At 62.7% G+C, this 15,517-nt stretch carries 14 protein-coding genes and 1 pseudogene; 12 read left to right on the forward strand and 3 right to left on the reverse strand.

Features of this window, described 5'->3' with window-relative positions; genetic code table 11:
- Nucleotides 1-249: 249 nt before the first annotated feature.
- Nucleotides 250-987, reverse strand: coding sequence for a hypothetical protein (locus A5767_RS00595; protein WP_231913077.1), 738 nt, complete (start codon nt 985-987; stop codon nt 250-252).
- A gap of 109 nt (nt 988-1,096) precedes the next feature.
- Between A5767_RS00595 and A5767_RS00600 the strand changes: the two genes are divergently transcribed.
- The gene (locus tag A5767_RS00600; protein ID WP_064851386.1) at nt 1,097-2,641 is read left to right on the forward strand and encodes an HD domain-containing phosphohydrolase; all 1,545 of its coding nucleotides are present in this window, start codon (nt 1,097-1,099) and stop codon (nt 2,639-2,641) included.
- A gap of 206 nt (nt 2,642-2,847) precedes the next feature.
- Here the strand turns inward: A5767_RS00600 and A5767_RS00605 are convergent, their stop codons facing one another.
- Nucleotides 2,848-3,213 carry a VOC family protein gene (locus A5767_RS00605; protein WP_064061388.1) on the reverse strand — a complete coding sequence of 122 codons (366 nt, stop codon included), beginning with the start codon at nt 3,211-3,213 and terminating at the stop codon, nt 2,848-2,850.
- A 316-nt stretch (nt 3,214-3,529) separates the two neighbouring features.
- On the opposite strand from A5767_RS00605, the gene A5767_RS23515 reads away from it, so the two are divergent.
- The 7 genes and pseudogenes from A5767_RS23515 to A5767_RS22300 all read left to right on the forward strand — a co-directional run.
- Nucleotides 3,530-3,976: a hypothetical protein gene (locus A5767_RS23515; protein ID WP_064851387.1), complete on the forward strand. Its 447-nt coding sequence runs from the start codon at nt 3,530-3,532 to the stop codon at nt 3,974-3,976.
- 381 nt (nt 3,977-4,357) lie between these two features.
- Nucleotides 4,358-4,906: a hypothetical protein gene (locus A5767_RS00615; RefSeq protein ID WP_156665101.1), complete on the forward strand. Its 549-nt coding sequence runs from the start codon at nt 4,358-4,360 to the stop codon at nt 4,904-4,906.
- 426 nt (nt 4,907-5,332) lie between these two features.
- On the forward strand, nt 5,333-5,818 hold the full coding sequence (locus A5767_RS00620; protein WP_231913078.1) for a hypothetical protein: 486 nt from the start codon (nt 5,333-5,335) through the stop codon (nt 5,816-5,818).
- 344 nt (nt 5,819-6,162) lie between these two features.
- Nucleotides 6,163-6,732 carry a hypothetical protein gene (locus tag A5767_RS00625; RefSeq protein ID WP_082937551.1) on the forward strand — a complete coding sequence of 190 codons (570 nt, stop codon included), beginning with the start codon at nt 6,163-6,165 and terminating at the stop codon, nt 6,730-6,732.
- A gap of 29 nt (nt 6,733-6,761) precedes the next feature.
- Complete coding sequence (locus A5767_RS00630) at nt 6,762-7,778, forward strand: hypothetical protein (RefSeq protein WP_197483171.1); 1,017 nt, start codon at nt 6,762-6,764, stop codon at nt 7,776-7,778.
- Nucleotides 7,779-7,897: 119 nt separating this feature from the next.
- A complete protein-coding gene (locus A5767_RS00635; RefSeq protein WP_064851389.1) occupies nt 7,898-9,151 on the forward strand; it encodes an IS256 family transposase in 1,254 nt (417 codons plus the stop codon).
- A 58-nt stretch (nt 9,152-9,209) separates the two neighbouring features.
- Nucleotides 9,210-9,543 (forward strand): annotated as a pseudogene (locus A5767_RS22300) (integrase core domain-containing protein); the annotation flags it as partial.
- Between the two features lie 295 nt (nt 9,544-9,838).
- Here the strand turns inward: A5767_RS22300 and A5767_RS00640 are convergent.
- Complete coding sequence (locus A5767_RS00640) at nt 9,839-11,005, reverse strand: DNA cytosine methyltransferase (protein ID WP_064851390.1); 1,167 nt, start codon at nt 11,003-11,005, stop codon at nt 9,839-9,841.
- Nucleotides 11,006-11,057: 52 nt separating this feature from the next.
- Here A5767_RS00640 and A5767_RS24070 point away from each other — a divergent pair, with 52 nt between their 5' ends.
- The 4 genes from A5767_RS24070 to A5767_RS00655 all read left to right on the forward strand — a co-directional run bounded on the left by A5767_RS24070 (nt 11,058) and on the right by A5767_RS00655 (nt 15,138).
- Complete coding sequence (locus tag A5767_RS24070) at nt 11,058-11,354, forward strand: helix-turn-helix domain-containing protein (protein WP_197483172.1); 297 nt, start codon at nt 11,058-11,060, stop codon at nt 11,352-11,354.
- Nucleotides 11,347-13,032 (forward strand): hypothetical protein, encoded by a 1,686-nt coding sequence (locus tag A5767_RS00645; RefSeq protein WP_082937547.1) that lies wholly within the window; start codon nt 11,347-11,349, stop codon nt 13,030-13,032. The genes A5767_RS24070 and A5767_RS00645 overlap by 8 nt, the downstream gene beginning before the upstream one ends.
- A 462-nt stretch (nt 13,033-13,494) precedes the next feature.
- Entirely contained in the window at nt 13,495-14,628 is a 1,134-nt protein-coding gene (locus A5767_RS00650; protein WP_064851392.1) for an IS630 family transposase, read from the forward strand.
- A gap of 45 nt (nt 14,629-14,673) precedes the next feature.
- Entirely contained in the window at nt 14,674-15,138 is a 465-nt protein-coding gene (locus A5767_RS00655) for a very short patch repair endonuclease (protein WP_269454678.1), read from the forward strand.
- Nucleotides 15,139-15,517 lie beyond the last annotated feature (379 nt).

Raw genomic sequence — 15,517 nt, forward strand, 5'->3', positions numbered from 1 at the left:
GGCTCGTAGTCTCTCGCATGGATTCCCAAGACTGCTTCGATCATCGCGCATCCCGAAAACGCCAGGCCTCCCGCAAGTGTCAGCCAGACCGGAGCGGGCGGGTGAATTGACCTTGAATTGCCTTTCCCACTTGACGACTCGTTACCGAAATCCATTGTGTGTCATTTGCGCAAGAGTTGCCTCGACTTTCGAACGAAACCTTGCGGCACTTCTGCCCCAGAGGCTGTTACCGCCGGGAACACCCACCGATCACTCGCCGTCCGCATACACCGTGTCGGGACGTGCCGGGTGGTGGCGCCGGGCGTCGTACGGTTCGAGCCAGACCTGCACCGTCGCGAACAGGCCGCGCTGCGGGAGCCGGAAGTCGCCGAAGCGGTCCTGGTGGGTCAGTGGACCTTCCGGTCCGAGATCCACTCCACGGACGACGGCACGCTCGGTGTGCGCGGCCCACAGTTGCCGCGGGTTGGCCCGGAACCACTGCCCGTTCGGCAGGTGCCCATCGAGCCGCATCCGGCCGGCGCCGAGCACCGGTCCGGCGACGCGTCCCATCGCGGCCAGCACCGTCGGACTGTGCCAGAGTGCGTCGGGCATCAGACTGCCCGCCGCGTTCATGACGGTGGTCGCCGGCGAGGTGGTCATCCGGAGGTCCCACTCCAGTTCGGTACCGACGGTCACGTGCAGGTCGGCGGGGCCGGTCCACTCGGCGCGCACGTCGGTCTGCTCGGTCCGGCTCAGCGCGCGACCGAGATAGCGCGGGCAGCTCAGTTCGGCGGGCACGTCGCTGTACACCGTCCATGTGCCGTCCGGGTCGCGGTGCCACACGGATGTGAAGCCGTCGCCGATGCTGTTGGTCGGGAATCTGCGCAGCGCGAGATAGTGGCCGCTCGCGAACGGCGCGCCGATCACGGCGTAGCCGGCGAAACGCTCCCCGGAAACCCGGGGCAGTTCGCAGGACTGCTGGGCGGCTGCGTGCGGGGTGATGGTCATGTCGTCCTCCTCGATTGCGGGTACTTCGATCCTGGGCTGACCACCTCCGCACGTCATGAGGCCGCTGCCTCATCTTTCGGACCGAGCATCGTGCGAGGACACTGAGTCCATGACGTCCACGGGTGACGGTCCGCGACGAGCGGAACTGGTCGCCGCGCTGTCCCTCGCCATCGATCTGGGTCTCGGGCAGCCGATGGAACACATGCTGCGCTCGGCAGTGATCGCCACGCGCATCGCCGACCGGATGGGACTGAGCGCCGACCAGCGGGACGTCGTCTTCTACGCCAACCTGGTGGCCTGGATCGGATGCCACGCAGACTCCCACGAACTGGCACGGATGTTCGGCGACGACATCGCGTTCCGCGCCGATACCTACGCGGTGGACATGACGGGACTCCCCTTCTTCCGCATGCTGATGGGGCACAGCGGGCGGGGACTGCCGTACGCGGAGCGTTTCCTCCACGCCACGGCCTTCCTGTTCACCGCGCGCCGGCAGGTGTCCGATCTCATCCGGTCCCACTGCGGGTCCGCGAGCGTGCTCTCCGATCGCGTCGGGCTGGACCCTCGGGTGAGCGGGATGTTGACCTTCACCTTCGAGCGCTGGGACGGCGCGGGGCTACCTTCTGGCGTTCGCGGTGACGAGATTCCTGTCGAGATGCAGATCGTGCAGGTGGCCGACGTCGCCGAGGTGTACGTCCGTCTCGGTGGGTCCGCGCAGGCGGTCGCTGTCGCTCGTGCGCGAAGCGGCACCCAGTTCGGCCCGCGCGTGGCGCAGGTGTTCGTCGACGACGTCGACGCGATCACGGCGGGTGTGCTCGAACAGGACGCATGGTCGGCGGCGCTCGCCCAGGCGTCCGATCACGACTACATCGTGAGCAGACCCGAACTGGACGAGATGCTGCGCGCGATGGCGGATTTCGTCGACCTGAAATGTCCTTACCTGTTGGGGCATTCGAGACGCGTGGCGGATCTGGCGGCGGCCGCGGGCCGGCATCGCGGACTCCCGGTCGCGGAGGTCGAACTCCTCTACCGCGCGGGTCTCGTGCACGGACTGGGGCGGATGGGTGTGCCCAACCAGATCTGGGAGAAGGTCGGCCCGCTCACCACCGCGGAATGGGAGCGGGTCCGCTTGTATCCGTATCTGACCGGACGGATCCTCAGCCGCGTCGGTGGGCTGGAGGCCGTCGTCGCCGTCGCTGTGACGCACCGCGAGCGACTCGACGGCTCCGGATATCCCGGCGGACTCCGGGCCGCCGACCTGGGCGTGACGGCGCGGATCCTCGCCGCGGCGGAAACCTACCAGCGGCTACGAGAAGCTAGACCGCACCGTAGAGCTCTGACGGCCGAGGCCACGGCCGCCCGGATGTGCCGCGACGCACAAGCAGGCCGGTTCGACACGGAAGCGGTCGAGGCCGTGCTGCTCGCGGCGGGGCACCCGACGAAGCGACGCGCGCCCTGGCCTGCGGGACTGACGGGTCGCGAGGTGGAGATCCTCAGGCTCGTCGCTCTGGGTTATTCGAACCGGCAGATCGCCGACGAGCTGGGTATCGCACACAAGACGACGCGCAATCACGTCGAGCACGTGTACACGAAGCTCGACGTCCACAACCGCACACAGGCCGGACTCGCCGCCATCGACCTCGGCCTGAGCTGATCCGCGTGGACTCAGCCTCGCTATCCGGGTCGAACCCACACATCAGTGTCCGTCTCAGACGATGCACCAGATGTATGCCGAGGTGCTTCAGGACTGGGTACTTCCTCGCCTCCGCACGCGATGGCGCGACGAGCCGGAAGATCTGGTGTTCTCGACCGTCATATACGCCGTCGAGAACACCGGATCGGAACGGCGTCCTCGTCCCCCTACCGCGTGTCGTCGGAGTGGCTGACGACGTTGACGACCGTGCCGTCCGGTGCGCGAACGAAGAACCGCCGCACTCCCCACGGTTCCATCGTCAGCGGATACACGATCTCGAACCCGCGACGCTGCGCCTCCTCGTAGGCGGCTTCCACCTCGTCGCCGACATGGACGGAGATCGCCGAGTCCACGGGAGCCGATTCGTCACCGCTGACCAACTGGACGACGGCACGACCGTCGGGAGTGGTGAACCGCGCGACCCATCCGAGATTCATCTCTTCGACGCTCAGCCCCAGATAGTCCGCGTAGAAGCTCCGCGCTTCCCCGATATCCGGAACGTTGATATTCGTGGTGATGCCGGTCGGACGCATGCGGTCACTCCTTCGACGATCCTCGGTGGATTCGACCCGCTCAGCGGGGTTCATTCCCCACAAATCGGGTGATGGGTCATCTCGAATTCGAGTACACCACTACCGCGCTTCGGAGTCCCGAGAATGAGTACGCAACCCGGACAGTGGCGGCTGTTGGACGAAGCCGAGGCCGCTGCACTCTCCCTGGCCGACGAATCGCACACCCCACCCCGAGAAGGACGACCTCACCGTCGCTCTGCGGAAGTTCATCCGCACCAAGGGCGCCGACTACCTCGATGATCCGAACGTCTCGTCCGTCGGCGTTGGATACGAGCATGTGGACGGCGAACCCACCGGCGAGCTCGCCCTGCAGTTCACAGTGAATGAGAAGGTATCGGAGCCCGAAGCTCTCGAAGCACTGGGGGCCTCCCCGCTTCCCGAGAGCATCACCGTGAACGGTGTGAAGGTCCCGACCGATGTGATCGAGCGGTCGTACGAACCCGCATTCCATCGCGCCCCGGAAGCAGCGACGCCGCCCCGGAAGACGCGACTGGATCCGATCGTCCCGGGTGTGAGCGTCGGGCACACGAGTGTCAGTGCCGAGAACCTCGACCAGCTCGAGGTGCTCGACCTCGACAAGTTCCGGGTCTTCCACGTTCCGCCGGCCGAGATCGAACAACGCGCCCGGCTGCGGTTCCCGCAGGCCATGCGTGATGCGGATCTGCAGGTCGCGGTGGAGACGATCGCCGAGCCACTGGATTCGGTGGCCGCCATCCACTGGTGACGGCTCGACAGACGTGGGATCGTTTGCGTCCTTTAACTCTCGCGCTCTGAACCGAGGCTCGCCTCGCGTGTAGCGCGAACGAGCCTCGGTTCAGCGCGTCAAGTTGCGCCTGTTACAGTCGCCGCGCTGGTCTCGAGGGGGTCGAGATCAACTCGAAGGGGGCATGTGAAGTCGCTTCTGCTGCGTAAAGTGCTGCCGATAATCGGCGGGATAACGGCGCTGCTGCTATTTCCTCGGGTGTCCGCGCTCCTGGGTCCCGAGATTCCATCGGTACCGACCTTGGTACCGACGACATCCGCTCCATCCACACAAACGAGCCCACGAACCCTTCCCCCGCCATTGCCGGAGGGGTTCCCCTCCATGTTGCGTCCACCGCCTCAAATGACCGCCGCGCCGGGCGGTCCGCAACCGATCAGCACCAGATACGGTCTCGCATACGATATTCCGGCGGACTGGACCAACGACTACCGCTCTATCGCCGGGTGGTCGAACGAGGACGACCGGGCGAGCTTCGGGGCAATCGGGCATTTCGGCGAAGGTTACTGCTCGGAGAACGACGGCGCTCAACTGGCGATATCGGGTGCCGCAGGTTCACGGGACCTCGACCTTCTCGCGGTCGCGTCGAAGGAGATTCGAGCTGTCGAGTGGATCTTCGATGACGACGCGGGCACACTACCGACGGTCGAGTACGCCGAACCTGTGTGGTTCGAAGTGGCCGGCCGTCCGGCCGTCCGACTCTCCGCCCACGTCACGGACATCCCGCAGGTCAGCGAGTGTGACCCCGAAGCCGCCTTATTCGACATTGTTGCGACACCTGGATACGCCAGTGCGGAAACCATGGTGCTGATGGTCGAGATACACGAAGGCATCGACGGCGCATACGATGTCGGTGTCGCAGACGAGATCATTGGGACACTCCGGCCGACGTAAGCAACTTACCAAGGCGAGCACCACCTCGACCGACCTGCGAAATCCACGGGCGGCAACGTGCGGCCACGCACCGCGCTCGACGAGTCCATTGGGGACACCTGTTACAGTCTCCGCGCTGGTCTCGAGGGGGTCGAGATCAAGCCGAAGGGGGGCGCGTGAAGTCGTTTCTGCTGCGTAAGGTACTGCCGATAATCGGCGGGATAACAGCACTGTTGCTACTTCCTCGGGTGTCCTCGTTTCTCGGTCCCGAAGTCCCGTCCGTATCTACCTTGGTGCCGACCACCGTCGCGGCACCGGGCCCTTCCACACCGCAGACCACGCGACCTCCCCTTCCGGAGGGTTTTCCCTCCATGTTGTTTCCCCCACCGAAGATCGACGTCGAGCCAGGGCAACCGCAACCGATCGACACCAGATACGGCCTCACCTATGAGATTCCGGCGGGACTGGAAGAACGACCACGGCGCTAGCTCCGGATGGTCCGGTGAGGAAGGTCATGCCGTCTACGGCAGCGTCGGTTCGTTCGGCTACGGGTCCTGTCCCGAAAAGGACGGAGGCTGGCTGGCGATGTCCGGCGTGGCGGGCTCGCGAGGTATCGACCTCGAAACCGTAGCTACCGAGAGGATCCGAGACGTCGAGTGGATCTTCGACGACAACGCCGGCACGCGGCCGACAGTCGAGTACGCCGCCCCCGTATGGTTCGAGATCGCTGACCGCCCCGCCGTTCGAATTTCCGCCCGTATCACTGATATTCCGCAGGTCAGCGGTTGCGAACCCGACGCCGCCCGGTTCGACATCGTTGCCACCCCGGGCTATGCGACGGCGCAGACCATGGTGTTGATGGTGCAAGTCAACGAAGGCGCGTACGACGTCGACGTCGCCGACGACATCATCGCAACGCTCCGACCGTGTTGATCGACTTTTGGACTCATTGACACCGCAGCACTGTGCAGATCCCAGTCGATGGAGCTCTCGTCGAGTGCACTCGACGAGACGAACCGCGGCACCTGTTAGAGTCTCCGCGCTGATCTCGAGGGGGTCGAGATCCAGTCGGGAGGGGGCACGTGAAGTCGTTTCTGTTGCGCACTGTACTGCCTATTGCAGGAGGGTTAGCAGCAATCCTGCTGCTACCGCGGGTGTCCTCGATTGTCGGCCATGACGTCCCCTCGGTTCCGACTTTGGTGCCGACTACCTCCGCGCCATCGGCACCGGTGGGTCCACGAACCTCTCCCCCGCCATTGCCGGAGGGGTTCCCCTCGATGCTGCGCCCACCGCCTCAGATGACCGCCGCTCCAGGTGCGCCGCAACCGATCAGCACGAGATACGGTCTTACATACGATATTCCGGCGGACTGGACCAACGACTACCGTTCTATCGCCGGATGGTCCAACGAGAACGACAAGGCCAGTTATGGAGCTGTCGGGTTCTTCGGTTACGGTTATTGCCCGGAGGAAGACGGGGGCTGGCTTGCGATCTCCGGCGCGGCAGGTTCGCGTGACCTGGACCTCGAATCGGTAGCGCAACAAGAGGTCCGCTCCGTCGAGTGGATTTTCGACGACAATGCCGGAACATTGCCGACGGTCGAGTACACCGACCCCGTGTGGTTCGAAGTCGCAGGGCTGCCCGCGGTCCGCGTCTCAGCCCTCGTTACCGATATCCCGCGAATCAGTTCGTGCGAACCAGGCTCGGCCCGCTTCGACGTCGTGGCGACGCCAGGTTACGCCACCGCAGAAACCATGGTGTTGATGGTCGAAGTCCACCAGGATATCGATGGCGCATACGACGGCGGGGTTGCAGACGCCATCATTTCGACGCTTCGACCCACCTAACGAAGCGCATCAAGAAGACAGAAAGTGTCATGGGCGAAACATTCAAGGCAGCTCCCGAAGAAGTAGCCGGAGTCGCTGTGTTATTCGATGACATTGCCGACGACGCCTCGGCCTCCACCGACTACATACGTGCGGAATGCAGTGTTCAGCAAGGATTGGGCGCAGGTGTACTTGCACTATTGAGCGCCCCTCTGGCAGCGACCGCGGACTTCATGTCTTCCCGGTACGGCGGCTTGGCGGCGGTTACTCGGTCGACCGGTGTGGAGCTCAACCGAGTTGCGTGGATGTACGCAGACCAAGAGGCCCAAACATATGACGCTCTCAACGCGAACATATTGTTCGAAGAGCTGATCGACGCCCACTACGACTCGTACACCCCAGCGCCCGGCCCCGCAGCTCCGTTCCTCGACCCGGTGACTTACCGGAAGGCAGAGGAAGTAGACCTTCCGCTGTCCGAAGTAGGAGCCGAGGATATTCGGCAAGTCATCGCGGACGCAGCAGGTTGGCTCGGAGATCTAGACGACGCGATTCACGCTGCAACGGGATGGAGTCCGCTCCTGCAGTTCGTGGAGCCATTGACGGGAAACTGGAACGAACTGAAGCGTATCGGCGACGCATACCGCATCGCAGCCGAAGGTATGGAGACGTGCGGTTCCAACGTCCGCGCCGGCTATGAACAACTCGATCCGCATTGGGACGGCGCCGCGGCTCAAAGCTTCACCGAACACGCCGAACGCCAGGCAGCAGCTATGGAGTGGGAAGGCCCGGTAGGCCGAGTAGCGAAAGAGATGTGTTTCTTCACCTCCGACAAGGTCAGACAGGCGGCTATCAGCGGGGTTCAGCGACTCGCCACGATGCTGGAAGCGGAAGTCTCACTCGAGAACACCACCCAGGCATTGAAGTTCGCCGTCAAGAAGATCCCCTGGATCGGCACGTACATCCAGGTGAACGCCATTGTCGAGATCATCAGACAAGCGGCTTCGCAGATCGATGATCTCGTCGATAGCGTGCGGGAGATCGTCGAGGCGCTCAGTAGTGCCCCATAGAGTGGTGTAACCCGGTGACCAGCACCACAACCGACAGCGTGTCGCTGCTGGACGTGAAACGGTCACCGCGTGATCCTTCGAGTCAACCTTCCACAGAATCCTCGAACGGAGTCATCACGATGACCGCACCCCACATTGTCGACCCTGCGGGTGTATTGCACCAAGCCCTGACCGACGCGTCTCCCGACCTGATGCGCGAACTGCTACAAACCATGATCAACGCCCTGCTGTCCGCCGAAGCCGACGCGGTCTGCGGCGCCGAATGGGGCCGACAGTCCACCGAACGAGTCAACCAGCGCAACGGATACCGACGCCGCCCGCTCGACACCCGCGTCGGCGCCATCGACGTCGCCGTCCCCAAACTCCGGTCCGGGACGTATTTTCCCGAATGGCTCCTCGAACGCCGTAAACGCGCCGAAGCGGCATTGATCACCGTGGTCGCCGACTGCTACCTGGCCGGGGTCTCCACCCGCCGGATGGACAAGCTGGTCAAAACCCTCGGCATCAACGCACTGTCGAAGTCCCAGGTCTCACGCATGGCCGAAGACCTCGACGAACAGGTCGCCGCGTTCCGGCAACGCCGACTCGATCACGCGGGCCCGTTCACGTTCGTCGCCGCCGACGCATTGACGATGAAAGTCCGCGAGAACAAGCAGGTCGTAAACGCAGTCGCGATGGTCGCCACCGGAGTCAACGCCGACGGGCACCGCGAAGTGCTGGGCCTGCACGTGGCCACCAGCGAGACCGGTCCGGCATGGAACACCTTCTTCGCCGACCTGGTCGCCCGCGGTCTGAGCGGGGTCCGGTTGGTCACCTCCGATGCACACCGTGGTCTGGTCGATGCGATCGCGGCGAACCTGCCCGGTGCTGCGTGGCAGCGATGCCGGACCCATTACGCGGCGAACCTGATGGGTGTGTGTCCGAAGAGCATGTGGCCAGCGGTCAAGGCGATGTTGCATTCGGTCTACGACCAGCCGACCGCCGATGCGGTCGATGCCCAGTTCGATCGTCTTGTCGAGTACACCGAGGACCGGCTCCCGGCGGTCGCCGAGCACCTGGGCAATGCCCGCCAGGATCTGTTGTCGTTCAGCGCATTTCCGAAGGATGTGTGGACTCAGGTGTGGTCGAATAATCCGGCCGAGCGTCTCAATCGAGAGATCCGACGTCGGACCGATGCGGTGGGGATCTTCCCCAACCGTGACGCGGTCGTCAGGTTGGTCGGTGCTGTTCTGGCCGAGCAGACCGATGAATGGACGGAGGGCCGGCGGTATCTCGGGCTCGAGGTGCTGGCTCGTTGTCGTGCTGTGGGCACCGCGCCGGACAGTGCCGGGGAGGTGGTTACGGAACCTGCTGCCGCGATTCCTGCTGCATAGTCAGGACAGGAGAAGGGATCACCGTCCTACACCACCTTCTGGGGCTTGACCAAATCTCTTGATCCGCGCGATCGACCACTTCACCAGCCACGACATTGCCCGGATTGAACGGTTGATGACCGACAACGCCTGTCTACCGGTGGTCGCTGCGCCCTGTTTGCGCCGAATTCGAGATTCGGCAGAAGTTCATCAAACCGCATTGTCTGTGGCAGAACGGCAAGGCCGAACGCCTCAACCTCACCTTGCAGATCGAATGGGCCTACTGCCAGGTGGTCACCAGCAACGTCGAACGAGCTGGTTTCCGTGCTCCCTGCATCGAGCACTACAACACTCGCCGGCGCCATAGCGTATGCGGAGGACTGCCACCGGTCAGTCGGCTGACACCAACCTAGTGGCCGGGTACAGCTGGATCGTGGCCGCGGCATGATCGACCGGGTTGTGTTTACACCGACGTGATTACCGTCGGAGGTAGAAGGAACCTTCTACAGCGCAGGATATCGATGATCTTCCCAGCGTTCGTGCTTCCGCCGAAACAACGCAGACCTACCGACTTCGCCCCGCTGTGCATTTTACGAACGCCGAACTTGACACACTTCGAGCGCCACCAGACCCCAAGACATGAAACTTGCAGAACCCCGAGGTGTCACGAATTGTGAATGCGCCTCGGGGTTCCAACTCCTAGTCTTTTCAGATCAGTGCAAGCGCATGCTCCGACTCAATTTCAGCCTCTTTGCTCGGCGTACGTAGCAACGTATCAGCGACGGCTGCAGCGACCTGGTAGGCGAGTCTCGGTGGGACCGCGTTACCTATCTGCCTGAAGCGGGCCGACTGCGCACCTTGCCACGGTACGTCCTTCGGGAACGTCTGGATCGCAGCGGCCTCCTCGACTGTAATCCTACGGAGACGGGCCTCGGGTGGAAGCTTCGCCAACGGGTTCTTTCGCTCAACGAACAGCCGCCGATGGTAGTCAACGATCCACGGCTCCTCGCCGTCGTATAGATCCCCTTCGTCGACGATAGGAGTCCTGTTTCCGCCCATGGACGCGGGCAGCGTGGGGGCGGGGCGATCGAGTCCCATTGCACGCCCCTGGCCATTGAACAGCATCCCCGCGTAGGGCGAGCGTCGCAGTACCGGTGACTTCGCCAACGTGATGATGGCGGTACACAGGGAATCATTGCCCGGTTCTCCTGCGCGGGGCAGGGTCGACAACGTCGAGCGAACTGTGGGAGGCGCGTCGATCGTGGGAGGTTCCGGAAGGGCAAAGTCCGGTCCGTCATGTGGCACGCCGACGAGAAACATGCGCTCACGGGCTTGGGGCACGCCCCAGTGCGAGGCGTTAAGCACGATCAGTTCGATCTTGTAGTCGAGCGCTGCCATGTCTTTGAGGTTTGCAATAATGTCCGCCCAACGCCGGTTGCGCGCAAGCGCCGCGACGTTCTCCATCACGAATGCCCGTGGCTTCACCGTGGCGACCAGCCCAAGAAAGTCGAACACATGGCGTGAGCGCGGATCATTCGGGTCCATACGACCGGCAACCGAGAATCCTTGGCAAGGGGGTCCGCCGATGACAAGGTCGGCCATCCCTTCCTTGAGTTCCGCTGCGGCGACCCGCACGTCGCCGCAGACAGCAGTGTGACCCTCGAATCGACGAGCCGCTTCTCGCCACTCGGGGTCGCGCACCTCATGCAGCCGGTTGTAGGTCTGGACCGCGTACGGGTCGATGTCATTGGCGAATACAGGGGTAAACCCCGCCCGCGCGAACCCGAGGTCGAGGCCGCCCGCTCCTGAGTATAGAGAGACGAAGGTAAGGCCGTTTGCGCCACTGGACGCTGCTGAGTTATGCGCTTTTGACATAGCGCGATCCTAGCAACGCCGGCCGACATCTCGTCGAAGCTAGATTTGTAGCGTGTCATCAGGAACAAGTGCCGAGAACGACTTCCATCACGCTCTTGCCAACGCGCTCTCAGAGTTGAGGAACGAGCGCCATGCCTCTCAGGGCACGCTAGCCGCTGAACTCGGTATCGACCAGGCCGCAGTGTCACGCGTCGAGTCCGGCCACCGCCGGCTGACCGTCGCCGAGGCCTTTGCGTGGCTCGAAGCCCTAGGTCTCAATGCGGACGAGAGTGCCATCACGCTCCGAGACCTCTGGCGGACCCATGGCGGGCGGCCTCCCGGATTCTGGAACGAGGGCGGCCGTGGCTGACACATCGAACCTTGCCCTTGCTCACGTTATCCGCGGCTGGGAACTCCCCCTCGCGATCGAGCGCGAGCACGCTGCGATCGAGGCAACCGCAGTGCTCGCTCATTCGCAGGGCCTGGGTCCCGATGACTTCGCGCTTGTGCTTGAGGAAGCCACTGAGCGCTGGCAACTCGACGGCGCCGTCGACCCGCAACTTCGGGCGGCCGTCGACGAAGTACTCAAGTTCACCCCTCCGGTGCTTGATGAGATCGGCGCTAGGGCATATTTCGATCTCTACAGAAAACTGCGCGAAGGTAGTTCAGATGTTGCAGGTCTTCCACACTCTGTCGCCCGCAGACTCCTTTCCCGAGCGTCCCTGATCGCCCATTTGCTCGGTGAGGAATTGTTCTCCTGCTCGCAGGTCGCTAGGTTGCTCGCTACTACTGAAGCGAGTCTCGACGTTGCTCACGGTTCTGTGGCGTTCATCGCTCGCAGGCTTAGCCTTCTGCCCGAACTGAACGAAGCCGCTGCCGGGGAGGATCTCTGGGATTCAGACCAGGCACTCTCGCTCGCCTTGTTCCCTGACTCATCGGTTGCCGAGACGAGCGCTATCGCGGGCAAGGAGACTGACACCTGGTTGCCTGAAGTCGATGTAGAGCGCCTGCTTAATCGACTCAGGCGGGCCGACCAGGGCAGCAAGGAACCGTTTTGGCCGTACTTGCAGATGCTTCATTGGTGCCTCACGCCGATCGAGTTCTATGATCACCCAGCGAGTTACCTCTACGAGTTCAAGCCCCGAGGCAATATCGGTGGCAAACTCTTTGCCCGCTATCCGGCAGCCACGGGTAACCCAGTCTTGAACAACGCCAAAGCGGTACAAACACTCAACTCCTCGTGGGCTCGAAACCGCGGTGGTGACGATGCCCACGCTCTCGTCACGCTGCTCAGTACCATCGAATCGCTGCCCTTCGTCCCGAGGCGTCAGGTCGCACGCGTCCTCCGGGCCTGGCTCCTGCGCATGATCGAACTGTGTACGGTGAAGCCAGTACCCCTCGACCTGACTGTGACAGACGACCTGTTCACAGCGGTTACCGACCACCTCACGAAGCACGAGACGTACACGCAGGGGGTCATAGAGCAGAGAGTTGTGGACTGCCTCGCCGTGCTCGCCTTTGATGGCCAGGGCTGGCGTGCCCGTGGCCTCGGAGACGGAGTCAATGCGTCCAACCTCAGCCGCCACAAGCTGGGCGACGTCGAGTTCGCCAACGTCGACGAGCGGCGCGCGATCGCGCTCGAAGCCCACGGAGGCCACCTCTCAGCGACTTATGTTAAAGACCATGCGCGCTCTTTGGGTCGGATCGTCGAGCAGCGCCTCGCAGAATCGTGGTCAGCTCTCGACGACCCCGAGGCCTGGACTGTCGAGGTCCTGTTCGTAGCCCACTCAAGAGATGCAGCAGGACTCCCGACGTCCGAGACTCTGCACGGCGTGCACGTGACTTACGAGTACATCGACTACAGAGAACTCACGCAGCTCGCAATTTCGCGCTCAACGCCTCAGGTCAGGATTGCAGCCTTCGAACTGCACGTCGTCGAGCAGCTTAACGGCGGCACCGTACGAGAGTCCGTCCGTGAAAAATTCCGGGAGATCGCGCGACCAGTGCAATCGAGCAGCTCTGCACAAAATGAGCGGCTACGAGTTTAAAAGTTGAACACTGCAGAGTTTCTAGTGTGCGTATGCATTGGTTCATTTACGTAGCGGAGAACTCCGCTGGTAGGCTTGCGTGCCGCTGCAGTACATGTACTCACCTATATTGCCTTCCGATCAACGCCAGGCGTATGAGAGCCGTTTCCTCTCGCGGTCACTACACAGCGCCACGCGGGACGTATCAGCATCTACAACGGAACAACAGCTACACCGCTTGTGCTTGCGCGCACGACCAGATTGGTGTGATCCTCCAGGCCGAGGGTCACATCCTCGACCATTGCTCCATCCACGCTACCGCCGGACCATGGACTCGAAGCTTACCTACGAACTCTCAACGATCGGACCTACCTATGACAACATGGCCGCTTTCTAGTGCCGCACCCGTGAACCTTTGCCCGTTCTGGCCGACACGCCGACCGGTTGCGGCGTGTCGGCCACGGGATCGGTCAGCCTGGTCGAGTGGCAGAACGAGTACGCGTGCGAGAGATCGATGACGACGAAGGCAGACGGCTGGTACGGATCATCCGCCGTGGCACCGGATCGGTGGTGACCTGGCGGCGCGCCCAGATGGTCCTGCTCTCGGCCCAGGGCATGCCGGTACCGAAGATCGCCGAGGTCAGCTTCACCAGCGCCGACCGGGTCCGCGATGTGATCCACAACTTCAACGCCGACGGATTCGACTCGCTGTACCCGAAGTACGCCGGCGGCCGGCCGAAAAAGTTCACCCTGCCGGAACGCCGGGAGATCAAGAAGATCGCCAAGTCCGCCCCCGTCGAGCACGATCTGCCGTTCTCGACCTGGAGTCTGACCAAACTCGCCGAGTTCCTGGTCGCCGAGGGGGTGGTCGACGACATCAGCCACGAGGGTCTGCGCGTGCTGCTCCGCGAGGAGGGTGTCTCCTTTCAAAAAGTGAAGACCTGGAAGAGATCTCGGGACCCCGATTACGCGGTGAAGAAGGCTCGGGTCGAGCACCTGTATGCCATCGCCGATGGCGATGTCGTGTCCGATCCCGATGAGCCACAGGCGATCTTCTGCCTCGACGAGTTCGGCCCCTTGAATCTGCAGCCGCATCCGGGCCGGCAGTGGGCCGAACGCGGCGGCAGGCACAAGGACCCGGACCGGGAGCCGCGGCGCCGGCGGCGGGCGACCTACACCCGACCGCACGGGGTGCGGCATCTGTTCGCCGCCTACGACCTGGGCAAGGACAAGCTGTACGGGCACGTCAAGACGACGAAGAACCGCTCCACTTTCCTCGAGTTCTGCCGTTACCTGCGCGCTCTTTACCCGGCGGAGGTTCGTATCGCGATCGTGTGCGACAACTTCTCGCCGCACCTGACCACGAGGAAGTGCCAACGGGTCGGCCTGTGGGCGGAGGCGAACAACGTCGAGATCGCGTACACCCCGACGAACAGTTCGTGGCTCAACCGGATCGAGGCGCAGTTCACCGCGCTGCGGTACTTCGCGCTCGATGGCACCGACCACGGCAGTCACCGGGAGCAAGCGTCGATGATCCGTCGCTACATCATCTGGCGCAACAAGCACGCCGAGGATCAACAGCTACGGGAGATCGTCGACAGGGCAAACGTTGCGTGATGCGGCACTAGTCAGCAGATAGACTCCCTCTCTTCACCTCCCCGCCTGAGGGGGACTCCCGTCCGGACCCCTCGACAAGACACAGTTGAGTCGTCTTGGGCAAGCACACCAGCTGTACGAAGTCGTATGCAGCAGCAGCGGACGCGCGACACTGCGCCCGAGCTAGCAGTGCGCCGATTGCTCCACGCCGCAGGTGTGCGCTATCGGGTGGACGTTTCGCCTCTACCGGGCCTACGCCGACGAGCTGACGTCGTGTTTAGACCGACAAAAATTGCCCTATTCATTGACGGGTGTTTTTGGCACGGCTGCCCGACACACGGCCGTACTGTAACGAAGTCCAACAGCGAGTACTGGCGCGAGAAGATGGCTCGAAACCGCGAGCGAGATCGCGATACCGACCGAATTCTGACAGCGGAAGGCTGGACCGTGATTCGAGCATGGGAACATGAAGATCCTATACAGGTAGCGGAACGCACATTGGCGGTAATTAACGACAAACGTAACCATTGAAGTTGTCCAGGTGTTCTAGCCACCATCACAAGCGCAACCGTGCTTACGCATCTCCGGGAGGATGGAACTAAGAAAAAGTGTCTGTGTCTGGCACGCGAGTACTTTGGCCGCCAATTACGCACTCGCTACTACTCACATACTGCAGAATCTTTTCCAAAGTTTCATCGCCGCATCCAGCGACTGAAGCGGAGGAATCTATTAATCTCATATCCAGGTCCATGCGAATAAACACCAGCGGTTCCCCAATCAGGCGAAAAATGTTCAATAGCGGGCACTGATTGCGTCGTCTCGCCACTACCTGAAGCTAATTTCACCCACAAGAATCACAGGCTCTCCGTGCAGCACGACACTCAGAACCCTTCGAACGGGCTACCAGACC

The organism is Rhodococcus sp. 852002-51564_SCH6189132-a (assembly GCF_001665495.1).
Lineage (GTDB): Bacteria > Actinomycetota > Actinomycetes > Mycobacteriales > Mycobacteriaceae > Rhodococcus > Rhodococcus pyridinivorans.